This window comes from Cellulomonas sp. (assembly GCF_036279715.1).
Classification (GTDB): domain Bacteria; phylum Actinomycetota; class Actinomycetes; order Actinomycetales; family Cellulomonadaceae; genus Cellulomonas_A.
Genome location: NZ_DASUIR010000115.1, coordinates 1 through 23002, shown reverse-complemented (window position 1 = coordinate 23002; position 23002 = coordinate 1). Strand labels below are relative to the sequence as shown.

Below are 23002 nucleotides of genomic sequence, written 5' to 3'. Positions count from 1 at the left end.
CGTAGCACCCTCCATCCGCCGGAGCCCGTGAGGCCCGGCAAGCGAAGGAAGTAGGACCCCCTTGCTCGACGTCAACGTCTTCGATGAGCTGCGTATCGGACTTGCCACTGCCGAGGACATCCGCACCTGGTCGCACGGCGAGGTCAAGAAGCCCGAGACCATCAACTACCGCACCCTCAAGCCCGAGAAGGACGGACTCTTCTGCGAGAAGATCTTCGGCCCGACCCGGGACTGGGAGTGCTACTGCGGGAAGTACAAGCGCGTCCGCTTCAAGGGCATCATCTGCGAGCGCTGCGGCGTCGAGGTCACGCGCTCGAAGGTGCGCCGTGAGCGCATGGGCCACATCGAGCTCGCCGCGCCCGTCACGCACATCTGGTTCTTCAAGGGCGTCCCGTCGCGTCTCGGCTACCTGCTCGACCTCGCCCCGAAGGACCTCGAGAAGGTCATCTACTTCGCGGCCTACATGATCACGTCCGTCGACGTCGACGGCCGGCACGAGGACCTCCCCAACCTCCAGAACGAGATCGACCTGGAGAAGAAGGAGATCTCGGACCGTCGCGACAACGACATCAACACCCGCGCCACGAAGCTTGAGGCCGACCTGGCCGAGCTCGAGGCCGAGGGTGCCAAGGCCGACGCGCGCCGTAAGGTGCGTGACTCCGCCGAGCGCGAGATGGCGCAGATCCGCAAGCGTGCGGACGCTGACCTGGAGCGCCTCGACACGGTCTGGGACCGGTTCAAGAACCTCAAGGTCGCGGACCTCGAGGGCGACGAGATGCTGTACCGCCAGCTGCAGGACCGCTACGGCAACTACTTCGAGGGCTCGATGGGCGCCGCGGCGATCCAGAAGCGGCTCGAGGCGTTCGACCTCGAGGCCGAGTCGGACTCGCTGCGCGACATCATCAAGAACGGCAAGGGGCAGCGCAAGACGCGTGCGCTCAAGCGCCTGAAGGTCGTCAACGCGTTCCTCACGACGTCGAACTCGCCCACGGGCATGGTTCTCGACGCGGTCCCGGTCATCCCGCCGGACCTGCGCCCGATGGTCCAGCTCGACGGTGGCCGCTTCGCCACGTCGGACCTGAACGACCTGTACCGCCGGGTCATCAACCGGAACAACCGCCTCAAGCGGCTGCTTGACCTCGGCGCCCCCGAGATCATCGTCAACAACGAGAAGCGGATGCTCCAGGAGGCCGTCGACTCGCTGTTCGACAACGGCCGCCGCGGCCGTCCGGTGACGGGACCGGGCAACCGCCCGCTCAAGTCCATCTCGGACATGCTCAAGGGCAAGCAGGGTCGGTTCCGTCAGAACCTGCTCGGCAAGCGCGTCGACTACTCGGGCCGTTCGGTCATCGTCGTCGGCCCGCAGCTCAAGCTGCACCAGTGCGGCCTGCCGAAGCAGATGGCCCTCGAGCTCTTCAAGCCCTTCGTCATGAAGCGGCTCGTCGACCTCAACCACGCGCAGAACATCAAGAGCGCGAAGCGCATGGTCGAGCGCGCGCGCCCGGTCGTGTGGGACGTCCTCGAAGAGGTCATCACCGAGCACCCCGTGCTGCTGAACCGTGCGCCCACGCTGCACCGTCTCGGCATCCAGGCGTTCGAGCCGCAGCTCGTCGAGGGCAAGGCCATCCACCTGCACCCGCTCGTGTGCGCCGCGTTCAACGCGGACTTCGACGGCGACCAGATGGCTGTCCACCTGCCCCTGAGCGCGGAGGCGCAGGCCGAGGCCCGCATCCTCATGCTCTCGAGCAACAACATCCTCAAGCCGTCGGACGGTCGTCCGGTGACCATGCCCTCCCAGGACATGATCATCGGCCTGTACCACCTGACGAACGACAAGGACGACCCCATCGGTGCGGGGCGCGTCTTCTCCTCGGTCTCCGAGGCCGTCATGGCGTTCGACCAGAAGTCGCTCGACCTGAACGCCCCGGTCGGGATCCGTCTCGACGACCTGATCCTCGCGGAGCAGGACGCCCCTGAGGGCTGGGTGCAGGGCGGGACCCTGACGTACCAGACGACGCTCGGCCGCGCGCTGTTCAACGAGCTGCTGCCCGTCGACTACCCGTACGAGAACGGCGTGGTCGACAAGAAGCGCCTGTCGGTCATCGTCAACGACCTCGCCGAGCGCTACCCGAAGGTCGCGGTCGCCGCGTCCCTCGACGCGCTCAAGGAGGCCGGCTTCCGCTGGGCCACCCGCTCGGGCGTCACGATCGCCATCTCCGACGTCGCCACCCCGGCAGCGGAGAAGGCGGAGATCCTCGAGGAGCACGAGGGGCGCGCCGCCAAGGTGCAGGGCCAGTACGAGAAGGGCCTGATCACCGACGACGAGCGCCGCCAGGAGCTCATCGAGATCTGGACGCAGGCGACCGACAAGGTCGCCGACGCGATGCGGGCCAACTTCCGCAAGGACAACACCGTCTACAAGATGGTCGGTTCCGGTGCTCGTGGTAACTGGATGCAGGTCCGTCAGATCGCCGGTATGCGCGGCCTCGTGGCGAACCCCAAGGGCGAGATCATCCCGCGCCCCATCAAGGCGAACTACCGCGAGGGCCTGTCGGTCCTGGAGTACTTCATCGCGACGCACGGTGCTCGCAAGGGCCTGGCGGACACCGCTCTGCGGACCGCCGACTCGGGCTACCTGACACGTCGTCTGGTGGACGTCTCGCAGGACGTCATCGTCCGTGAGGAGGACTGCGGCACGGAGCGCGGCCTCGTCATGACGGTGGGCGTCCCCGGTACCGACGGTGCGCTGCGCCGCCACGACAAGGTCGAGACGAGCGTCTACTCGCGCACGCTGGCGACCGACGTCGAGATCGACGGCAACGTCATCGGCCACGCGGGCGACGACGTGGGCGACGTGCTCATCGACTCGCTGCTCGCCGCGGGTGTCACGGACCTCAAGGTCCGCTCGGTCCTGACCTGCGAGTCGCGGGTCGGCACGTGCGCCAAGTGCTACGGCCGTTCGCTCGCGACCGGCAAGCTCGTGGACATCGGCGAGGCGGTCGGCATCATCGCGGCCCAGTCGATCGGTGAGCCTGGCACGCAGCTCACGATGCGTACGTTCCACACGGGTGGTGTGGCCTCGGCCGACGACATCACCCAGGGTCTGCCCCGTATCCAGGAGCTCTTCGAGGCCCGCACCCCCAAGGGTGAGGGACCGATCGCCGAGTTCTCGGGCCGGATCACGATCGACGAGTCCGACCGGACCCGCCGCATCATGCTCACGCCGGACGACGGCTCGGAGGAGCTGGCGTACCCGATCACGAAGCGGTCGCGCCTGCTCGTCAGCGACGGCGACCACGTCGAGGTCGGTACTCAGCTCGTCGTCGGTGCGGTCGACCCCAAGAAGGTCCTGCGCATCCTCGGCCCGCGTGCGACACAGAAGCACCTGGTCGACGAGGTGCAGGAGGTCTACCGCTCGCAGGGCGTGGACATCCACGACAAGCACATCGAGGTCATCGTCCGGCAGATGCTGCGCCGGGTGACGGTCCTCGACTCGGGCGACACGGACCTCCTGCCCGGCGAGCTCGCCGAGCGTGGCCGGTTCGAGGACGCGAACCGTCGGGCGGTGTCCGAGAGCGGGCAGCCGGCCTCGGGGCGTCCGGAGCTCATGGGCATCACGAAGGCGTCGCTCGCGACCGACTCGTGGCTGTCCGCGGCCTCCTTCCAGGAGACGACGCGCGTCCTCACCGAGGCCGCGATGTCGGGGCGCAGCGACCCGTTGCTGGGCCTCAAGGAGAACGTCATCCTCGGCAAGCTCATCCCCGCCGGTACGGGCCTGGCCCGCTACCGCAACGTGGTCGTCGAGCCGACCGAGGAGGCCAAGGCCGAGCTGTACCCGTCCTTCGGCTACGACGAGATCGACTTCCCGTCCCTGGGCCTCGGCTCGGGTGAGGCAGTCCCGCTCGAGGACATCGACTTCGGCGACTTCCGCTGACGTCAGTCCGTCGTTCTGCCCCGAGGGGGGCCCACCGATCCGGTGGGCCCCCCTCGGGCCGTCCAGTTGCATGACTCTTCGGCCCCGTGACGGGCCGGCAGTGCGAGCGGCGGTCCGGGCCCGCGCTGTGACGCACCTTGCTTTGACGGACTCGCCACGCGGACGGTAATGTGGGCCACCGTGCCCGCGCCGTCGGGCCCTCGTGCGTGCACACCGCCGGAAGCTCTTGGGGTTCGATCCCCGGGCCAGGGTGCGGTGCGCCGGGTGGAGTTCCTCTTCACCGCGTGCGACATACCGTCGATGAGCAGTTCGGCGGGGTGCCGCCGCGGGCATTGAGGGCGACACGCCCGGGCGCGTGGGTCGCAGTTCGGCGGCGCAGGACGCAAGGCCCTCGGGCCGTCGGACGAACGCGCCGCTCCACCTGAAGGTGCGCGGGGCGCTGCGGACGTCGGTCCCACCAGGTCGGGCTAGGTCCCGGCCGATCAGAGCGTCAACGAGAAGACACGGAGATGTAGTGCCTACGATCCAGCAGCTGGTCCGCAAGGGCCGTACAGCCAAGGTCAACAAGTCCAAGACGCCGGCGCTCAAGGGCAGCCCGCAGCGACGCGGTGTGTGCACCCGCGTCTACACGACGACCCCGAAGAAGCCGAACTCGGCTCTCCGCAAGGTCGCGCGCGTCAAGCTCTCGAGCCAGGTCGAGGTCACGGCCTACATCCCCGGTGTGGGACACAACCTGCAGGAGCACTCCATCGTGCTCGTGCGCGGCGGCCGCGTGAAGGACCTCCCCGGCGTCCGTTACAAGATCGTCCGTGGCGCCCTCGACACCCAGGGTGTGAAGAACCGCAAGCAGGCCCGTAGCCGTTACGGTGCCAAGAAGGACAAGCGCTAATGCCTCGTAAGGGTCCCGCCCCGAAGCGGCCACTCATCATCGACCCGGTCTACGGATCGCCGGTCGTCACGCAGCTCATCAACAAGGTCCTCATGGACGGCAAGAAGTCCGTCGCCGAGGCCATCGTGTACGGCGCCCTCGAGGGTGTGCGCGACAAGACGCAGGGCGACCCCGTCGTCGTGCTCAAGCGCGCGCTCGAGAACGTCCGCCCGGCCCTCGAGGTGCGTTCGCGCCGCGTCGGTGGCGCGACCTACCAGGTGCCCGTCGAGGTCCGCCCCGTGCGCTCGACCACGCTCGCCCTGCGCTGGCTCACCGACTACTCGCGTGCACGTCGCGAGAAGACGATGACCGAGCGGCTCATGAACGAGATCCTCGATGCCAGCAACGGCCTGGGTGCCGCGGTCAAGCGCCGCGAGGACATGCACAAGATGGCCGAGTCCAACAAGGCGTTCGCGCACTACCGCTGGTGATCCCCGCGATCGCGAACCCAAGCCAACCGACAAGGGGCTGAACACGTGGCACTTGACGTGCTGACGGACCTCAACAGGGTCCGGAACATCGGCATCATGGCGCATATCGATGCCGGTAAGACGACGACCACCGAGCGGATCCTGTTCTACACCGGGGTCAACTACAAGATCGGTGAGACGCATGACGGTGCGTCGACGATGGACTGGATGGAGCAGGAGCAGGAGCGCGGCATCACGATCACGTCCGCCGCGACGACCTGCTACTGGAAGAACAACCAGATCAACATCATCGACACGCCGGGCCACGTGGACTTCACGGTCGAGGTCGAGCGCTCGCTGCGCGTCCTCGACGGTGCCGTCGCGGTGTTCGACGGCAAGGAGGGCGTCGAGCCCCAGTCGGAGACCGTCTGGCGTCAGGCTGACAAGTACGAGGTCCCGCGCATCTGCTTCGTCAACAAGATGGACAAGCTCGGCGCTGACTTCTACTTCACGGTGAAGACGATCGTGGACCGCCTCAAGGCCAAGCCGCTGGTCATCCAGCTGCCGATCGGCTCGGAGAGCGAGTTCACGGGCGTCGTCGACCTGGTCGAGCAGAAGGCGCTCATCTGGCGCGGCGAGACCAAGCTGGGCGAGGAGTACTCCACCGAGGAGATCCCCGCGGACCTCGCCGAGAAGGCGGCGCAGTACCGCGCCGAGCTCATCGAGGCCGTTGCCGAGGCGAACGAGACGCTGCTCGAGAAGTACCTGAACGGCGAGGAGCTCACGGTCGCGGAGATCAAGGCCGGCATCCGGGAGCTGACGATCAAGTCGCTCGCGTACCCGGTCCTGTGCGGGTCGGCGTTCAAGAACAAGGGCGTCCAGCCCATGCTCGACGCCGTCATCGACTACCTCCCGACGCCGCTCGACGTCCCTGCTGTCGAGGGTCACGACGTCCACGACGAAGAGATCATCATCGAGCGTCACCCCGACGCGACGGAGCCGTTCGCGGCGCTGGCGTTCAAGGTCGCGACGCACCCGTTCTTCGGCAAGCTGACGTATGTCCGGGTCTACTCGGGACACGTCGCGCAGGGCGCCCAGGTCTACAACGCCACCAAGGGCAAGAAGGAGCGCATCGGGAAGCTCTTCCAGATGCACTCCAACAAGGAGAACCCGGTGGAGGAGGCCACGGCCGGCCACATCTACGCGTTCATCGGCCTGAAGGACGTCACCACCGGTGACACGCTGTGCGACCCGAGCAACCTGATCGTGCTCGAGTCCATGACGTTCCCGGAGCCCGTCATCGATGTGGCGATCGAGCCGAAGACGAAGGGCGACCAGGAGAAGCTGTCGGTCGCCATCCAGAAGCTCGCCGAGGAGGACCCGACGTTCCGGGTCCGCCACGACGAGGAGACCGGCCAGACCGTCATCGGCGGCATGGGCGAGCTCCACCTGGACATCCTCGTCGAGCGGATGCGGCGCGAGTTCCACGTCGACGCCAACGTCGGCAAGCCGCAGGTCGCGTACCGGGAGACGATCCGTCGCTCGGTAGAGAAGATGGACTACGTCCACAAGAAGCAGACGGGTGGATCCGGGCAGTACGCCAAGGTCCAGATGTCTTTCGAGCCGTTGGACCCCGCCCTGGGCGAGATCTACACGTTCGAGAACAAGGTCACCGGTGGTCGCATCCCGCGGGAGTACATCCCCTCGATCGACGCCGGTGTTCAGAGCGCGATGCAGCTGGGCGTGCTGGCGGGCTACCCGCTCGTCGGCGTCAAGGCGATCCTGCTCGACGGCGCAGCGCACGACGTCGACTCCTCGGAGATGGCGTTCAAGATCGCCGGCTCGATGATCCTCAAGGAGGCCGTCCGCAAGGCCGACCCGGTTCTGCTGGAGCCGGTCATGTCGGTCGAGGTGCGGACGCCCGAGGACTACATGGGTGATGTCATCGGCGACCTGAACTCGCGTCGCGGCATGATCCAGTCCATGGAGGACGCGACGGGCGTGAAGGTGATTCGCGCTCTCGTGCCACTCTCTGAGATGTTCGGGTACGTGGGTGACCTTCGGTCGAAGACCCAGGGTCGCGCCGTGTACTCGATGCAGTTCGACAGCTACGCCGAGGTTCCTCGGAACGTTGCCGAAGAGATCATCAAGAAGACCCGGGGCGAGTAAGTCCCACAGGTCGCAACCTGTAGCTCTACACCACACAACCGACCCGTAGGACCGCACGTCCCGCAGGTGCCACCATGGCCCTGGAGTCGTTCGGCAATCTCTACCAGAGTCCTGAGGAGGACCCAGTGGGCAAGGCGAAGTTCGAGCGGACCAAGCCGCACGTCAACATCGGGACCATTGGTCACGTCGACCACGGCAAGACGACGCTGACGGCCGCGATCTCGAAGGTGCTGCACGACAAGTACCCCACCCTGAACCCCTTCACGCCGTTCGACCAGATCGACAAGGCGCCTGAAGAGAAGCAGCGCGGTATCACGATCAACATCGCGCACGTCGAGTACCAGACCGAGAAGCGCCACTACGCGCACATCGATGCGCCTGGTCACGCCGACTACATCAAGAACATGATCACGGGTGCCGCGCAGATGGACGGCGCGATCCTCGTGGTCGCGGCGACCGACGGCCCCATGGCCCAGACGCGTGAGCACGTCCTGCTCGCCCGTCAGGTCGGCGTGCCGTACCTGCTCGTCGCGCTGAACAAGTCCGACGCGGTCGACGACGAGGAGCTCCTGGAGCTCGTCGAGGTCGAGGTGCGCGAGCTGCTCACGGCTCAGGGCTTCGACGGCGACAACGTGCCGGTCATCCGGGTCTCGGCGCTCAAGGCGCTCGAGGGCGACCCCGAGTGGGTCAAGCAGATCGACGCTCTCCTCGACGCCATCGACGAGAACGTCCCGGACCCGATCCGCGACATCGACAAGCCGTTCCTCATGCCGATCGAGGACGTCTTCACGATCACCGGTCGTGGCACGGTCGTCACCGGTCGCGTCGAGCGCGGCAAGCTCAAGGTGAACGAGGAGGTGGAGATCGTCGGCATCAAGGAGAAGGCGATCAAGACCACGGTCACCGGCGTCGAGATGTTCCGCAAGCTGCTCGACTACGCGGAGGCCGGCGAGAACGTCGGTCTGCTGCTGCGTGGCACGAAGCGTGAGGACGTCGAGCGCGGCCAGGTCGTCGTCAAGCCCGGCTCGATCACGCCGCACACGGAGTTCCGCGGCCAGGTCTACATCCTGGCCAAGGACGAGGGCGGGCGTCACAACCCGTTCTACGGGAACTACCGTCCCCAGTTCTACTTCCGCACCACCGACGTCACCGGCGTCATCACGCTGCCCGAGGGCACCGAGATGGTCATGCCCGGCGACAACACCGAGATCACGGTCCAGCTGATCCAGCCGATCGCGATGGAGGAGGGCCTCGGCTTCGCCATCCGTGAGGGTGGCCGCACCGTCGGCTCAGGCAAGGTCATCGAGATCATCAAGTGATGTGACGCAGGGCCCGGGCGTTCGCGCCCGGGCCCTGCCCACGTCAGTCCCGGTTCTCGCTCGCGAGGGTCGGGGCGCTCAGCACCCCCGCGATTGGTCTTACGCGGGGGAATCTGGCACACTTGTCAGGTTGCCCGGCGCGGGTGCGCACACGTGCGCACATGCGCGTGTGTTCGCAAGAACGCCACGGGCGCCAACACGTTGAGAGCTCTGCAGGCCTCGGGGTCACCCGGTGGCGGAGCTCAGTCAGCAACCATCGATCTCGCCCGGGCCGGCTGCGGCCCGGAGCGCAGCGCGAGGGTTTGTCGTAAGAAGCGACACGCCCGAGTGCGGGGGTCGGACAGATGCGGTTCGAGAGAGAGAAGTAGACGACGCCATGGCGGGACAGAAGATCCGCATCAGGCTCAAGTCCTACGACCACGAGGTCATCGACAGCTCGGCGCGCAAGATCGTCGACACGGTGACACGCGCTGGTGCAACGGTCGTGGGTCCGGTGCCGCTGCCGACGGAGAAGAACGTCTTCTGCGTCATCAGGTCGCCTCACAAGTACAAGGACAGCCGCGAGCACTTTGAGATGCGCACGCACAAGCGGCTCATCGACATCATCGATCCCACGCCGAAGGCGGTCGACTCGCTCATGCGTCTCGACCTGCCGGCCGACGTGAACATCGAGATCAAGCTCTGACGCTGGGAAGGAACTGATTTCTATGACCACCCAGCAGAATGCGCGGCCCGTCACGGCGCTGCTCGGCACCAAGCTCGGCATGACTCAGGTGTGGGACGCCAACGGGCGTCTCGTCCCCGTCACTGTCGTGCAGGTCGGGACGAACGTCGTGACGCAGGTCCGCTCCGCTGAGGCTGACGGTTACGGCGCGGTTCAGCTGGCCTACGGCCAGATCGACCCCCGCAAGGTGACGCAGCCGCTGAAGGGCCACTTCGAGAAGGCCGGGGTTACCCCCCGCCGGCACGTGGCCGAGATTCGTACGTCCGACTCCACCGAGTACACGCTCGGCCAGGAGATCACCGCGGCTGCCTTCGAGGCCGGCGCGCTGGTGGACGTCATCGGCACCACCAAGGGCAAGGGCACCGCCGGCGTCATGAAGCTGCATGGCTTCCACGGTGACTCCGCCTCGCACGGTGCGCACCGCAACCACCGCAAGCCCGGCTCGATCGGTGGGGCATCGACCCCGTCGCGCGTGTTCAAGGGCATGAAGATGGCCGGCCGCATGGGCGTCAACCGCCAGACGACGCAGAACCTGACCGTGCACGCGGTTGACGTCGAGAAGGGCTTGGTGCTCGTCAAGGGCGCCGTTCCGGGCCCCAAGGGTGGCGTCGTCGTCGTGCGCTCCGCAGCGAAGGGGGCATGACCTCATGTCTGAAACGCTTACCGTCGACGTCCTGAACGCGGACGGCAAGAAGGCCGGTACGACCGACCTCCCCGCCGACGTGTTCAACGTCCAGACGAACATCCCGCTCATCCACCAGGTGGTCGTCGCGCAGCGCGCTGCGGCTCGCCAGGGCACCGCTTCGACGAAGACTCGAGGCGAGGTCCGCGGTGGCGGTCGCAAGCCGTACAAGCAGAAGGGCACAGGTCGCGCCCGCCAGGGCTCGACGCGCGCCCCGCAGTTTGCCGGTGGTGGCGTGGTCCACGGACCCACCCCGCGCGACTACAGCCAGCGCACCCCGAAGAAGATGAAGGCCGCGGCGCTCCGCGGTGCTCTCTCGGACCGCGCCCGCGCAGGTCGCGTGCACGTCGTCACGGGGTTCGCCCCGGGTGCCGCGCCCTCGACCAAGTCGGCCGTCAAGGTTCTCGCGAACCTGTCGGGCCGCAAGAACGTCCTGGTGGTCGTCGAGCGTGCTGACGAGATCACGTGGAAGTCGCTGCGCAACGTCGACCGGGTGCACCTGCTGGTCGCCGACCAGCTCAACACCTATGACGTGCTCATCTCGGACGACATCGTCTTCACGCAGGGTGCTCTCGACACGTTCCTCGCCGGTCCGGTGACGGGCAAGTCGGTCTCTGCTGTTGCGACCGAGTCCGAGGCCGCTGAGGAGGAGACCAAGTGACCGCCGTCGCCAAGGACCCGCGCGACATTCTTTTCGCGCCGGTCGTCTCGGAGAAGAGCTACGGGCTCCTCGACGAGGGGAAGTACACCTTCGTCGTCGACCCGCGTGCGAACAAGACGGAGATCAAGATCGCGATCGAGCAGATCTTCTCGGTCAAGGTCGCCTCGGTGAACACGATCAACCGTAAGGGCAAGGCCCGGCGGACCAAGTTCGGCATCGGCCGCCGTAAGGACACGAAGCGTGCGATCGTCACCCTCCGCGAGGGCACGATCGACATCTTCGGCGGACCGGTCGGCTGAGCCGGACCTGAGAGCAGATTGAGGACACGTCCCCATGGGAATCCGTAAGTACAAGCCGACGACGCCAGGGCGCCGCGGCGCCAGCGTGGCCGACTTCGCTGAGATCACGCGCTCCACGCCGGAGAAGTCGTTGGTTCGTCCGCTGCACAAGACCGGTGGCCGCAACGCCACCGGCCGGGTCACGATGCGCCACCAGGGCGGCGGGCACAAGCGCGCCTACCGTCTGATCGACTTCCGTCGCCACGACAAGGACGGCGTGCCGGCCAAGGTCGCTCACATCGAGTACGACCCGAACCGCACGGCACGCATCGCGCTGCTGCACTACGCGGACGGCGAGAAGCGCTACATCATCGCGCCGAACAAGCTGTCGCAGGGCGACGTCGTCGAGGCCGGAGCCGGCGCCGACATCAAGCCCGGCAACAACCTGCCGCTGCGCAACATCCCGACCGGTACGGTCATCCACGCCATCGAGCTCAAGCCCGGCGGCGGCGCGAAGATCGCCCGTTCGGCCGGTGCCTCGGTGCAGCTCGTCGCCAAGGACGGTCCCTTCGCGCAGCTCCGGCTGCCGTCGGGCGAGATCCGCAACGTCGACCTGCGCTGCCGCGCGACGATCGGCGAGGTCGGCAACGCCGAGCAGTCGAACATCAACTGGGGCAAGGCCGGCCGGATGCGCTGGAAGGGCAAGCGCCCCTCCGTCCGCGGTGTCGCCATGAACCCGGTCGACCACCCGCACGGTGGTGGCGAGGGCAAGACGTCCGGTGGACGTCACCCCGTCAGCCCGTGGGGTCAGTCCGAGGGTCGTACCCGTCGTCCGAACAAGCCGAGCGACAAGCTCATCGTGCGCCGTCGGCGCACCGGCAAGAACAAGCGCTGATAGGAGCCTGAGATGCCACGCAGCCTGAAGAAGGGCCCGTTCGTCGACGGCCATCTGCAGAAGAAGGTCGACGTCCAGAACGAGAAGGGGACCAAGAACGTCATCAAGACGTGGTCCCGCCGGTCGGTCATCACGCCCGACTTCCTCGGTCACACGTTCGCGGTGCACGACGGGCGCAAGCACACCCCCGTCTTCGTCACCGAGTCGATGGTCGGTCACAAGCTGGGCGAGTTTGCCCCCACGCGGACGTTCCGCGGCCACGAGAAGGACGACCGGAAGGGACGTCGCCGCTGACCTCCGGGTCAGCCAGGTGATGTCCCTGACGGCAGAGACAAGAAGGCAGGACAGCAATGGAAGCCAAGGCGAAGGCGCGGTTCGTCCGCGTCACGCCCCAGAAGGCCCGGCGCGTCGTGGACCTCGTCCGTGGCAAGCAGGCCGCCGAGGCCGTGGCGGTGCTGAAGTTCGCGCCGCAGGCTGCTGGGGCGACGGTCCTCAAGGTCGTCGAGAGCGCGATCGCGAACGCCCGTGAGACCGCCAAGCGTGCGGGGGAGCGGCTCGACGAGAGCGACCTCTTCGTGTCGGAGGTCTTCGTGGACGAGGGGCCCACGCTCAAGCGGTTCCGTCCGCGGGCGCAGGGGCGTGCCAGCCAGATCCTCAAGCGCACCAGCCACATCACCGTGGTTGTTGCAGAGCGCGAGCGCACGAAGGGAAGTGCCCGATAGTGGGACACAAGGTCAACCCGCTCGGGTATCGCCTGGGCATCACGACAGACCACCGTTCGCGTTGGTTCGCTGACTCCACCAAGCCGGGGCAGCGCTACCGCGACTACGTCGGCGAGGACGTGAAGATCCGCAAGCTGATGAACACGGGTCTGGAGCGCGCCGGCATCGCCAAGGTCGAGATCGAGCGCACGCGTGACCGCGTTCGCGTCGACATCCACACCGCCCGCCCGGGCATCGTCATCGGGCGTCGTGGCGCGGAGGCCGACCGCATCCGCGGCGAGCTCGAGAAGCTCACGGGCAAGCAGGTCCAGCTGAACATCCTCGAGGTCAAGAACGCCGAGATCGAGTCTCAGCTGGTCGCCCAGGGCATCGCCGAGCAGCTCGCGAGCCGCGTCTCGTTCCGTCGCGCCATGCGCAAGGGCATGCAGAGCGCCCAGCGCGCGGGTGCCAAGGGCATCCGGGTGCAGGTCTCCGGTCGCCTCGGCGGCGCGGAGATGAGCCGGACCGAGTTCTACCGCGAAGGCCGTGTGCCGCTGCACACGCTGCGCGCCTACATCGACTACGGCTTCTACGAGGCCCGTACGACGTTCGGCCGCATCGGCGTGAAGGTCTGGATCTACAAGGGCGACATGACGGAGAAGGAGTTCGCCCGCGAGCAGGCGACCCAGGCTCCCCGTCAGCAGCGTGGCCCGCGTCCCGAGCGCGCCGGCGAGCGTCCTGCTCGTGGCGCTGCTCCGCGTCGCACCGACCGCAGCGACGCCCCGGCCGACGCAACGTCGACCGATGCACCTGCTGTCGAGGCGGCTCCCGCCCCTGAGTCCGGAACGGAGGCCTGACCGTGCTGATCCCGCGGAGGCTGAAGCACCGCAAGCAGCACCACCCGGGGCGCTCCGGCGCCGCGACCGGTGGCACGGAGATCTCGTTCGGTGAGTACGGCATCCAGGCGCTCGCGCCTGCCTACGTCACGAACCGTCAGATCGAGGCTGCTCGTATCGCGATCACCCGCCACATCAAGCGTGGTGGCAAGGTCTGGATCAACATCTACCCGGACCGCCCCATCACGAAGAAGCCTGCCGAGACCCGCATGGGTTCCGGCAAGGGTTCGCCGGAGTGGTGGATCGCCAACGTCAAGCCGGGCCGAGTTCTCTTCGAGCTCGCCGGTGTCCCGGAGCCCCTGGCTCGTGAGGCCATGCGTCTCGCGCAGCACAAGCTCCCGATGAAGACCCGTTTTGTGGTTCGCGAGGGTGGTAACTGATGGCTATCGGCACCAAGGACCTGGTTCCCACCGAGCTGGATGCCTTCGACGACGAGCGACTTGTCGCTGAGCTGAAGAAGGCCAAGGAGGAGCTCTTCAACCTCCGCTTCCAGTCGGCGACGGGCCAGCTCGAGAGCCACGGGCGGCTCAAGGCTGTGCGCCGTGACATCGCCCGGATCTACACGATCCTGCGCGAGCGCGAGCTCGGCATCCGTACTGCCCCGAGCGCGAGCGAGTGAGGTCACGATGAGCGCAAACACCGAGAACGACAAGGTCGAGCAGACCACGGCAGCTGCCGTGGACCGCAAGGACCGCAAGTCGCGACGCGGATACGTCGTCAGCGACAAGATGGAGAAGACCGTGGTGGTCGAGGTCGAGGACCGGGTCAAGCACCCGCTCTACGGCAAGGTCATCCGGCGCACGAGCAAGGTCAAGGTGCACGACGAGGCCGGCACAGCCGGCGTCGGCGACCTCGTCCTCATCATGGAGACCCGCCCGCTGTCGGCGACCAAGCGCTTCCGCCTGGTGGAGATCCTCGAGAAGGCCAAGTAGTCCCGTAGTACTCAGAGTTGCCCACGGGGGTGGCTGGCGCCTAGGCGCCCCGTCGCTCGACGTGTGCACGACGGCAACTATCCGTTCGGCCAGGCTCGCACCGCGAGAACCGGCAGACGTCAGGAGTTCAGCAGATGATTCAGCAGGAGTCGCGACTTCGTGTCGCCGACAACACGGGTGCCAAGGAGATTCTTTGCATCCGCGTTCTCGGTGGCTCGGGCCGTCGCTATGCCGGAATTGGTGACACGATCGTCGCCACCGTCAAGGATGCGATCCCGGGCGGCAACGTCAAGAAGGGCGATGTGGTCAAGGCCGTCATCGTCCGGACCAAGAAGGAGCGTCGGCGTCCCGACGGTTCGTACATCAAGTTCGACGAGAACGCGGCCGTGATCCTCAAGAGCGACGGTGAGCCTCGTGGCACGCGCATCTTCGGCCCGGTGGGCCGCGAGCTGCGTGACAAGAAGTTCATGAAGATCATCTCGCTCGCGCCGGAGGTGCTCTGACCATGGCGAAGATCAAGAAGGGCGACCTCGTGGTCGTCATCTCGGGCCGCGACAAGGGCCAGCAGGGTCGCGTGCTGCAGGTTCTCATCGAGACGCAGCGCGTCGTCGTCGAGGGCGTCCAGCGTGTCACCAAGCACACGAAGGTCGGCCAGTCGCAGCGCGGCACCACCACGGGCGGCATCGAGACGATCGAGGCCCCCATCCACATCAGCAACGTGATGCTGGTGGACCCGGAGACCAAGAAGGGCACCCGGGTCGGCTACCGCACCGAGCAGGTCGAGCGCGACGGCCGTACCCGCACTGTTCGGGTCCGCGTCGCCAAGCGCTCCGGTAAGGACATCTGATGACCGCTATCGACGAGAACACGCCCGCGGTCGAGGTTTCCCAGCCGCGCCTGAAGACGCGCTACGCCGAGGAGATCGTCCCGGCGCTGCACGAGGAGTTCAAGCACGCCAACGTCAACCAGGTCGCGCGCCTCGTGAAGGTCGTCGTGAACATGGGTGTCGGAGACGCCGCCAAGGACTCCAAGCTCATGGACGGTGCAGTCCGCGACCTGACCCTGATCACGGGCCAGAAGCCGCAGGTCACCAAGGCCCGCAAGTCCATCGCGCAGTTCAAGCTGCGTGAGGGGATGCCGATCGGCGCGCACGTCACGCTGCGCGGCGACCGTGCCTGGGAGTTCCTCGACCGTCTCCTGTCGACCGCGCTGCCGCGCATCCGCGACTTCCGCGGGCTCTCGGCGAAGCAGTTCGACGGGCACGGCAACTACACGTTCGGCCTCACGGAGCAGTCGATGTTCCACGAGATCGATCAGGACAAGATCGACCGGGTGCGCGGCATGGACATCACTGTCGTGACGACCGCGACGACAGACGATGAGGGCCGCTCGCTTCTGAAGCGTCTCGGCTTCCCCTTCAAGGAGGACTGACAATGGCGAAGACCGCCCTGATCCAGAAGGCAGCCGCGACCCCGAAGTTCAAGGTCCGCGCCTACACGCGGTGCCAGCGGTGCGGACGTCCGCACGCGGTGTACCGCAAGTTCGGGCTCTGCCGCATCTGCGTGCGCGAGATGGCGCACCGCGGCGAGCTCCCCGGCGTGACCAAGAGCAGCTGGTAACCAACGACGTCGTAGGTCTGCACCGCGTCTCGCGACGCGGCGCAGATACCCGATGAGAGAGGGCTGAAGCCCCATGACGATGACCGACCCGATCGCAGACCTGCTGACACGTCTGCGTAACGCGAACTCGGCGCACCACGACTCGGTAACCATCCCGTACTCGAAGCTGAAGTCGCACATCGCTGAGATCCTGCAGGCCGAGGGCTACATCGCGAGCTGGAAGGTTGAGGACGCCCCCGTGGGCAAGTACCTCATCATCGAGCTCAAGTACGGCCCCAACCGCGAGCGCTCGCTCGCCGGCATCAAGCGCGTGTCCAAGCCGGGCCTGCGCGTGTACGCCAAGTCGACCAACCTGCCCAAGGTGCTCGGAGGCCTGGGCGTGGCGATCCTGTCCACGTCCTCCGGTCTCCTCACCGACAAGCAGGCCGCCAAGAAGGGCGTGGGTGGGGAAGTCCTCGCCTACGTCTGGTAAGTCCGAGACGGAAAGGAGCTAGCCATGTCTCGTATCGGCAGAATCCCCGTCCCGGTCCCGGCCGGCGTGGATGTCAAGATCGACGGCGCCGTGGTGACGGTCCAGGGGCCCAAGGGCACCCTGGCGCACACGGTTGCCACCCCCATCGAGGTCGCGCGTGATGACGCAGGCGCTCTCGTGGTCACCCGTCCGAACGACGAGCGCGCCTCGCGCTCGCTGCACGGACTGACGCGCACGCTGCTGGCGAACCTCGTCATCGGCGTGACCGACGGCTACGAGAAGAAGCTCGAAATCGTCGGCACCGGTTACCGCGTCGCAGCCAAGGACGGCGGGCTCGAGTTCGCACTCGGGTTCAGCCACCCGGTCGCCGTCGCAGCCCCGGCCGGCATCACGTTTGCTGTCGAGAGCCCGACGAAGTTCTCGGTCATCGGCATCGACAAGCAGCAGGTCGGCGAGGTCGCCGCGAACATTCGCAAGATCCGCAAGCCTGAGCCCTACAAGGGCAAGGGCGTGCGGTACTCCGGCGAGAACGTGCGCCGCAAGGTCGGAAAGGCTGGGAAGTAAGCCATGGCGATCTCCATCAAGGGCAAGGGCAAGGCGATTGCCCGCGCGCGGCGGCACCTGCGTCTGCGCAAGAAGGTCAGCGGCAGCGCGGCGCGTCCGCGTCTCGTCGTCACGCGGTCCGCACGGCACATCACGGCGCAGGTCGTGGACGACGCCGTCGGGCGCACGCTGGCCTCGGCCTCCACGCTCGAAGCGGACCTGCGGGGCCTCGGCGCCGACAAGACCGCGAAGGCACGCAAGGTCGGCGAGCTCGTCGCCGAGCGAGCCAAGGCGGCAGGCATCGACTCGGTCGTGTTCGACCGCGGCGGCAACAAGTACCACGGCCGGGTGGCGGCAGTCGCCGACGGGGCCCGCGAAGGCGGTCTGGCCCTGTGACGACGCTGTTCATCTCCGCATCGAAGAAGAGGACTCACTGATGGCTGCTCCTCAGCGCAGCAACACCGGGGCGCCTGCGGGCGGCACCGGAACCGGCGGGGGCGAGCGCCGCGACGGCGGTCGCCGTGACGGTGGCGGGCGTCGTGACGCCCCCGAGAAGAGCGCGTTCCTCGAGCGCGTCGTGACGATCAACCGTGTGGCCAAGGTCGTCAAGGGTGGCCGTCGGTTCAGCTTCACCGCGCTCGTCGTGGTGGGCGATGGTGACGGCACGGTCGGCGTCGGCTACGGCAAGGCCAAGGAGGTGCCCGCGGCGATCGCCAAGGGCGTCGAAGAGGCCAAGAAGAACTTCTTCAAGGTCCCCCGCATCCAGGGCACGATTCCTCACCCGGTTCAGGGCGAGGCAGCTGCCGGCGTCGTCTTCCTCCGTCCGGCGTCGCCGGGTACCGGTGTGATCGCCGGCGGTCCGGTGCGCGCGGTGCTGGAGTGCGCCGGTATCCACGACGTGCTCAGCAAGTCGCTCGGATCGACGAACTCGATCAACATCGTGCACGCCACGGTTGCGGCGCTGCACGGCCTCGAGCTGCCCGAGCAGGTCGCCGCACGTCGTGGGCTGCCGGTCGAGCACGTTGCGCCGGCCTCGCTCCTGCGGGCACAGGCCGCGGGCATCGCTGCGAAGGCGGGTGTCTGATGGCTCGTCTGAAGGTGACCCAGACCAGGTCCGCCATCGGCGGCAAGCAGAACCAGCGCGACACGCTGCGTTCCTTGGGCCTGAAGCGGATCGGCGACGTCGTCGTCAAGGAGGACCGTCCTGAGATCCGCGGCATGGTGACCACGGTGACGCACCTTGTTGCGGTAGAGGAGGTCGAGTGACGATGGCTGACGACAAGAAGGCCGCTGACGACGCCGTGGTGAAGACCCCGGCGAAGAAGGCTCCGGCCAAGAAGGCCGCAGCTGCGGAGTCTGCCGAGAAGGCGGCCCCCAAGGCCAAGGCGACAGAGGCCGCCGCGTCGAAGCCCGCCAAGGCTCCGGCCAAGGCGACGACGGCGAAGGTGGCTGCTGAGGAGGTGTCCTCCGGCGGAACGCTGAAGATGCACCACCTGCGTCCGGCCCCCGGCGCCAAGACCGCCAAGACCCGCGTGGGTCGTGGCGAGGCGTCCAAGGGCAAGACGGCCGGCCGCGGTACCAAGGGCCAGGCGGCGCGCTACCAGATCCCGGACCGCTTCGAGGGCGGGCAGATGCCGTTGCACATGCGCCTGCCCAAGCTCCGCGGCTTCAAGAACCCGTTCCGGGTCGAGTACCAGGTCGTGAACCTGGACGCACTGTCGGACCTGTACCCGAACGGTGGCACCGTGACGGTCGACGACCTGGTCGCCAAGGGCGCTGTCCGCAAGGGCAAGCTCGTCAAGGTGCTGGGTACGGGCGAGATCACGGTCAAGCTCAGCGTGGACGTTGACGCGTACTCGACGTCGGCCAAGGACAAGATCCTGGCCGCCGGCGGGAGCGTCGCGCAGGACTGATCGCACGACGGGGTCGGCAGGGACACAGTTCCTGCCGACCCCGTTGTCGCATCGGTGGGTTTCTCCGTTAGGGTTCCCGGGGCGCCCCGGCACGATCTCGCGGTGGTCGCGGTGCCAGGGGACGCTTCACGGCCGGGTCAGCCGGTCGTACGACACACCGCCACGGCGGAGCAGGAGGACAGGTGCTCAGCGCATTCGTGCGGGCGTTTAGGACGCCCGATCTGCGGCGCAAGCTGCTCTTCACGATCGGCATCATGGTCGTCTTCCGGATCGGCTCGTTCCTGCCGACCCCCGGCGTCTCCTACACCAACGTCCAGGCCTGCATCGCTCAGAGCGCGGACAGCAACACGCTGCTCGGTCTCGTCAACCTCTTCAGCGGCGGCGCGCTGCTGCAGCTGTCGGTGTTCGCGCTCGGGATCATGCCGTACATCACGGCGAGCATCATCGTGCAGCTGCTGCGGGTTGTCATCCCGCACTTCGAGGCGCTGCACCAGGAGGGTCAGTCCGGTACGGCGACCCTCACGCAGTACACGCGCTACCTGACGATCGGTCTTGCCATCTTGCAGTCGACGACCGTCATCACGGTCGCACGCAGCGGCAACCTGTTCCAGAACTGCACGGTCGACGTGATCCCCAACGACACCGCGGTGACGATCGCGATCATGGTCCTGACCATGACGGCGGGCACCGGCCTGATCATGTGGCTCGGCGAGCTCATCACCGAGCACGGCGTCGGCAACGGCATGTCGCTCCTCATCTTCACGTCCATCGCTGCGCGCTTCCCGACCGCCCTCTGGTCGATCGCCGGCGGTGCTGGCGGCGTCGGCAAGTTCATCGTCGTCATGGCGGTCGTGATCCTCGTCGTGGCCCTCGTCGTCTTCGTCGAGCAGTCGCAGCGCCGCATCCCCGTGCAGTACGCCAAGCGGATGGTCGGGCGGCGGATGTACGGCGGGACGAGCACCTACATCCCGATCAAGATCAACATCGCCGGCATCATCCCGGTGATCTTCGCGTCGTCCCTGCTCGCGGTGCCGGGCCTGATCGCCCAGTTCGCCGACAAGACCCAGCCATGGGTCGTCTGGCTGACCAACAACGTGGCGACGTCGAGCGCGCCGCTGCACCTGGTCCTCTACTCGCTCCTGATCATCTTCTTCTGCTACTTCTACACGGCCATCACGTTCAACCCGGACGAGGTCGCCGACAACATGAAGAAGTACGGCGGGTTCATCCCGGGCATCCGGGCCGGCCGGCCGACGGCGGAGTACCTCGACTTCGTGATCTCGCGGATCACCGCGCCCGGGTCGATCTACCTGGCCCTCGTCGCACTGATCCCGACGATCACCTTCATCCTGCTGGGCGTGGGCACGAACATCCCGTTCGGCGGGTCGTCAATCCTGATCGTCGTCGGCGTCGGTCTCGAGACCGTCAAGCAGATCGAGTCGCAGCTCCAGCAGCGGCACTACGAGGGGTTCCTGCGATGAGCGCACGTCTGGTCCTGCTGGGTCCCCCCGGAGCAGGCAAGGGGACGCAGGCCGTGCGGCTCGCCGAGAGCCTGGGTGTCCCAGCGATCTCGACGGGCGACATCTTCCGCGCCAACATCAAGGGCGGCACGGAGCTCGGGCGCCAGGTCCAGGAGTACACGTCCGCCGGGGCGCTCGTCCCTGACGAGCTCACGAACGCGATGGTGCGGGACCGGCTCGCCGAGCCCGACGTCGAGGGTGGGTTCCTGCTCGACGGCTACCCGCGGAACGTCGCGCAGGTCGCCGAGCTCGACGACATCCTCACGTCGACCGGTCGGTCGCTCGACGTGGCGGTCGAGATCACCGCGGATTCCGCGGCGGTCGTCGACAGGCTCCTCAAGCGCGCCGAGATCGAGGGACGGGCCGACGACACCGAGTCCGTCGTCCGCCACCGGCTGGACGTCTACGCGGAGCAGACGGCGCCCATCGCTGGCGTGTACGCCTCGCGCGACCTGCTCGTGCAGGTGGACGGCATCGGTGCGGTCGACGAGGTGACGCACCGTCTGCTCGCTGCGATCGCCCCGTACGTCGACTGACGCGGGGAGCCGTCTGCAGTGTTCGGCCAGGAACGGATCGAGCTCAAGACGCCCGACCAGGTGCGGTCCATGCGGCGCGCGGGGCTCGTCGTCGCGGACGCGCTCGCTGCGGTGCGTGAGCAGGTCCGCCCCGGGATGACGACGGCCGACCTCGACGCTGTGGCGGCCTCGGTGATCGCGGCAGCGGGTGCCACGCCGTCGTTCCTCGGGTACGAGGGGTATCCCGCGACGGTGTGCGTCTCGGTCAACGACGAGGTCGTCCACGGCATCCCTGGTCCGCGCGTGCTCGAGCCCGGCGACATCGTCTCGATCGACTGCGGGGCGATCGTCGACGGGTGGCACGGCGACTCGGCGCTGACCCTGGTCCTCCCCGATGCCGACCCAGCCGACGTCGCCCTGAGCGACGCGACCGAGCGGGCGATGTGGGCCGGCATCGCCGCGCTCGCGTCGGCCGACCGGCTCGGAGCCGTGGGCGAGGCCGTCGAGGACGTGGTCGACGCGACCGACGCCGAGGTCAATGGCGGCGTGCGGTACGGCGTCGTGGAGGAGTACGTGGGCCATGGGATCGGTAGCGCCATGCACCAACCGCCCGACGTGCTGAACTACCGCGCGCGCGCCCGTGGAGCACGGGTGCGTCCGGGCCTGTGCGTCGCCGTCGAGCCGATGCTCACCCGCGGAGCCCAGGCGACCCAGGTGCTCGAGGACGACTGGACGGTCGTGACGGCTGACGGCTCACGTGCCGCGCACTGGGAGCACACCGTCGCTGTCCTCGAGTCCGGGATCTGGGTCCTCACCGCTCGGGACGGCGGCGCCGCCCGGCTGATGGAGCTGGGCGTCACGGTCGCGCCGCTCGACTGACCGTCGCGCCTCCGGCGCGACGTCGCTCCCGGCTGCTCGTCGCTCGAGCGGTTCACCCGCCACCTGCCGTCCCTCGGACGCGTCGACCCGCCACCGGGCGGCTGCGCGCATGGATGCACGCCGCCGGGCTCCCCGTGCTGGTCACAGGCCGATCCGGCGGAGAAGTGACGTGCGTCACGATGGGTGAAACGCCCGCAAATGTCCGATCTGTTGGCTATGCTCCCAACTGCGCGAGGCGACCAGTCTGCGCACCGGGCACCCGTTGACCTCGCACTCCGTGACGCCTGGCGAGGGACGCGTTCGCCCGCTCGCTGGAGTCGCGCGCGCCGAGGCGGCGGTGCCCATCGGCAGGTCGGCAGGCGCAGCGGTGCGCCGAGCCGACTCACATCATGGTGATGGGTGAGACATGCGTCGCGAGTTCTTCACGCCAGTCGGCGACCGGGTTCAACGGAAAGGGCGGGGACGGGCTCGTCGGCGCGCCCTAGCAGCGTCGACGGTGCTTGGGCTGGCGTTCGTCGTCAGCGCAGCGCTGCCTGCGAGTGCCACGAGATCAGGCGACGAGCGACCTGACAGCGGTCGAACGCCGGGGTCCGTCTCGTGCCAGGTCGTGGCATCCACAGTGTTCGGCGGCGTGGCGACGTTCACGGTAGGCCCGCGCGGCTGCGAGGGCCGGACCCCGCCGCTGTCATTCTCGACCTACACGCTGAAGAACGGGCTGGTCCAGCCCTTCACCTCGCAGGTCGCCTTCGCTCATGCGTCCGGCAACGGCGCGACCTATGGCGCCGGGAGCCACACGCTGAGAGCCGCACTGCCCGAGTGCAACTGGCAGTCCGACCTGTACATCGGGCAGAGCCAGCTCAGTGCGCCCCACGTCCACCCGATCAGCGGCATGAATGTGGGCTGGGACTTCCGCGAGGGCAACGTCTGCGCCGCCGTACCGAGTCCGTCGCCGACCGTGACCCCGTCGCCGACGGCGGTCCCGTCGCCCACGGGCACGCCGACCGTGACCCCG

Annotated in this window: 29 protein-coding genes and 1 pseudogene; all 30 read left to right on the top strand. The window is 67.5% G+C overall.

Annotated features, from left to right (window positions below; genetic code table 11):
- The first annotated feature begins 61 nt into the window (after window positions 1-61).
- Window positions 62-3934 (top strand): DNA-directed RNA polymerase subunit beta', encoded by a 3873-nt coding sequence (locus VFW79_RS11525; RefSeq protein ID WP_329677437.1) that lies wholly within the window; start codon window positions 62-64, stop codon window positions 3932-3934.
- A 514-nt stretch (window positions 3935-4448) separates the two neighbouring features.
- Window positions 4449-4823 carry a 30S ribosomal protein S12 gene (gene rpsL / locus VFW79_RS11520; protein WP_329677436.1) on the top strand — a complete coding sequence of 125 codons (375 nt, stop codon included), beginning with the start codon at window positions 4449-4451 and terminating at the stop codon, window positions 4821-4823.
- Complete coding sequence (gene rpsG, locus VFW79_RS11515; RefSeq protein ID WP_109130763.1) at window positions 4823-5293, top strand: 30S ribosomal protein S7; 471 nt, start codon at window positions 4823-4825, stop codon at window positions 5291-5293. The genes rpsL and rpsG overlap by 1 nt, the downstream gene beginning before the upstream one ends.
- Before the next feature lie 45 nt (window positions 5294-5338).
- Window positions 5339-7441: an elongation factor G gene (fusA, locus tag VFW79_RS11510; RefSeq protein ID WP_329677435.1), complete on the top strand. Its 2103-nt coding sequence runs from the start codon at window positions 5339-5341 to the stop codon at window positions 7439-7441.
- 125 nt (window positions 7442-7566) lie between these two features.
- Entirely contained in the window at window positions 7567-8760 is a 1194-nt protein-coding gene (tuf, locus tag VFW79_RS11505; protein WP_329677445.1) for an elongation factor Tu, read from the top strand.
- Between the two features lie 376 nt (window positions 8761-9136).
- Window positions 9137-9445, top strand: coding sequence for a 30S ribosomal protein S10 (gene rpsJ, locus VFW79_RS11500; protein WP_012867945.1), 309 nt, complete (start codon window positions 9137-9139; stop codon window positions 9443-9445).
- A 22-nt stretch (window positions 9446-9467) separates the two neighbouring features.
- Window positions 9468-10127 (top strand): 50S ribosomal protein L3, encoded by a 660-nt coding sequence (gene rplC / locus VFW79_RS11495; RefSeq protein ID WP_329677434.1) that lies wholly within the window; start codon window positions 9468-9470, stop codon window positions 10125-10127.
- 4 nt (window positions 10128-10131) lie between these two features.
- A complete protein-coding gene (gene rplD / locus VFW79_RS11490) occupies window positions 10132-10827 on the top strand; it encodes a 50S ribosomal protein L4 (protein ID WP_109130759.1) in 696 nt (231 codons plus the stop codon).
- Complete coding sequence (rplW, locus tag VFW79_RS11485; protein WP_109130758.1) at window positions 10824-11126, top strand: 50S ribosomal protein L23; 303 nt, start codon at window positions 10824-10826, stop codon at window positions 11124-11126. The genes rplD and rplW overlap by 4 nt, the downstream gene beginning before the upstream one ends.
- A gap of 34 nt (window positions 11127-11160) precedes the next feature.
- Complete coding sequence (gene rplB / locus VFW79_RS11480; RefSeq protein WP_109130757.1) at window positions 11161-12000, top strand: 50S ribosomal protein L2; 840 nt, start codon at window positions 11161-11163, stop codon at window positions 11998-12000.
- A 12-nt stretch (window positions 12001-12012) separates the two neighbouring features.
- On the top strand, window positions 12013-12294 hold the full coding sequence (gene rpsS, locus VFW79_RS11475) for a 30S ribosomal protein S19 (RefSeq protein WP_109130756.1): 282 nt from the start codon (window positions 12013-12015) through the stop codon (window positions 12292-12294).
- 56 nt (window positions 12295-12350) lie between these two features.
- On the top strand, window positions 12351-12722 hold the full coding sequence (rplV, locus tag VFW79_RS11470) for a 50S ribosomal protein L22 (protein WP_329677433.1): 372 nt from the start codon (window positions 12351-12353) through the stop codon (window positions 12720-12722).
- Complete coding sequence (gene rpsC, locus VFW79_RS11465; protein WP_329677432.1) at window positions 12722-13558, top strand: 30S ribosomal protein S3; 837 nt, start codon at window positions 12722-12724, stop codon at window positions 13556-13558. The genes rplV and rpsC overlap by 1 nt, the downstream gene beginning before the upstream one ends.
- Before the next feature lie 2 nt (window positions 13559-13560).
- Window positions 13561-13977, top strand: coding sequence for a 50S ribosomal protein L16 (rplP, locus tag VFW79_RS11460; RefSeq protein ID WP_109130753.1), 417 nt, complete (start codon window positions 13561-13563; stop codon window positions 13975-13977).
- Complete coding sequence (gene rpmC, locus VFW79_RS11455) at window positions 13977-14216, top strand: 50S ribosomal protein L29 (protein ID WP_329677431.1); 240 nt, start codon at window positions 13977-13979, stop codon at window positions 14214-14216. The genes rplP and rpmC overlap by 1 nt, the downstream gene beginning before the upstream one ends.
- A gap of 7 nt (window positions 14217-14223) precedes the next feature.
- On the top strand, window positions 14224-14529 hold the full coding sequence (rpsQ, locus tag VFW79_RS11450; RefSeq protein WP_329677430.1) for a 30S ribosomal protein S17: 306 nt from the start codon (window positions 14224-14226) through the stop codon (window positions 14527-14529).
- 134 nt (window positions 14530-14663) lie between these two features.
- Entirely contained in the window at window positions 14664-15032 is a 369-nt protein-coding gene (rplN, locus tag VFW79_RS11445) for a 50S ribosomal protein L14 (RefSeq protein ID WP_109130751.1), read from the top strand.
- A 2-nt stretch (window positions 15033-15034) separates the two neighbouring features.
- The gene (gene rplX, locus VFW79_RS11440) at window positions 15035-15376 is read left to right on the top strand and encodes a 50S ribosomal protein L24 (protein ID WP_109130750.1); all 342 of its coding nucleotides are present in this window, start codon (window positions 15035-15037) and stop codon (window positions 15374-15376) included.
- Window positions 15376-15960: a 50S ribosomal protein L5 gene (rplE, locus tag VFW79_RS11435; RefSeq protein WP_329677429.1), complete on the top strand. Its 585-nt coding sequence runs from the start codon at window positions 15376-15378 to the stop codon at window positions 15958-15960. Before rplX ends, rplE begins: the two co-directional genes overlap by 1 nt.
- 2 nt (window positions 15961-15962) lie before the next feature.
- Window positions 15963-16148 carry a type Z 30S ribosomal protein S14 gene (locus tag VFW79_RS11430; RefSeq protein ID WP_109130748.1) on the top strand — a complete coding sequence of 62 codons (186 nt, stop codon included), beginning with the start codon at window positions 15963-15965 and terminating at the stop codon, window positions 16146-16148.
- Between the two features lie 73 nt (window positions 16149-16221).
- The gene (gene rpsH, locus VFW79_RS11425; RefSeq protein ID WP_109130747.1) at window positions 16222-16620 is read left to right on the top strand and encodes a 30S ribosomal protein S8; all 399 of its coding nucleotides are present in this window, start codon (window positions 16222-16224) and stop codon (window positions 16618-16620) included.
- A 24-nt stretch (window positions 16621-16644) separates the two neighbouring features.
- Complete coding sequence (rplF, locus tag VFW79_RS11420) at window positions 16645-17184, top strand: 50S ribosomal protein L6 (protein WP_109130746.1); 540 nt, start codon at window positions 16645-16647, stop codon at window positions 17182-17184.
- Window positions 17185-17187: 3 nt separating this feature from the next.
- Entirely contained in the window at window positions 17188-17559 is a 372-nt protein-coding gene (gene rplR / locus VFW79_RS11415) for a 50S ribosomal protein L18 (RefSeq protein WP_329677428.1), read from the top strand.
- 40 nt (window positions 17560-17599) lie between these two features.
- Window positions 17600-18247, top strand: a complete 648-nt coding sequence (rpsE, locus tag VFW79_RS11410; RefSeq protein WP_109130744.1) for a 30S ribosomal protein S5 — start codon at window positions 17600-17602, stop codon at window positions 18245-18247.
- Entirely contained in the window at window positions 18247-18429 is a 183-nt protein-coding gene (rpmD, locus tag VFW79_RS11405; protein WP_109130743.1) for a 50S ribosomal protein L30, read from the top strand. Before rpsE ends, rpmD begins: the two co-directional genes overlap by 1 nt.
- Before the next feature lie 2 nt (window positions 18430-18431).
- The gene (gene rplO / locus VFW79_RS11400) at window positions 18432-19076 is read left to right on the top strand and encodes a 50S ribosomal protein L15 (RefSeq protein ID WP_329677427.1); all 645 of its coding nucleotides are present in this window, start codon (window positions 18432-18434) and stop codon (window positions 19074-19076) included.
- A 182-nt stretch (window positions 19077-19258) separates the two neighbouring features.
- Complete coding sequence (gene secY / locus VFW79_RS11395) at window positions 19259-20557, top strand: preprotein translocase subunit SecY (protein WP_329677426.1); 1299 nt, start codon at window positions 19259-19261, stop codon at window positions 20555-20557.
- The gene (locus VFW79_RS11390; protein WP_329677425.1) at window positions 20554-21132 is read left to right on the top strand and encodes an adenylate kinase; all 579 of its coding nucleotides are present in this window, start codon (window positions 20554-20556) and stop codon (window positions 21130-21132) included. Before secY ends, VFW79_RS11390 begins: the two co-directional genes overlap by 4 nt.
- Before the next feature lie 18 nt (window positions 21133-21150).
- On the top strand, window positions 21151-21990 hold the full coding sequence (gene map / locus VFW79_RS11385) for a type I methionyl aminopeptidase (RefSeq protein WP_329677424.1): 840 nt from the start codon (window positions 21151-21153) through the stop codon (window positions 21988-21990).
- 607 nt (window positions 21991-22597) lie between these two features.
- A pseudogene (locus VFW79_RS11380) lies at window positions 22598-23002 on the top strand (hypothetical protein); the annotation flags it as partial.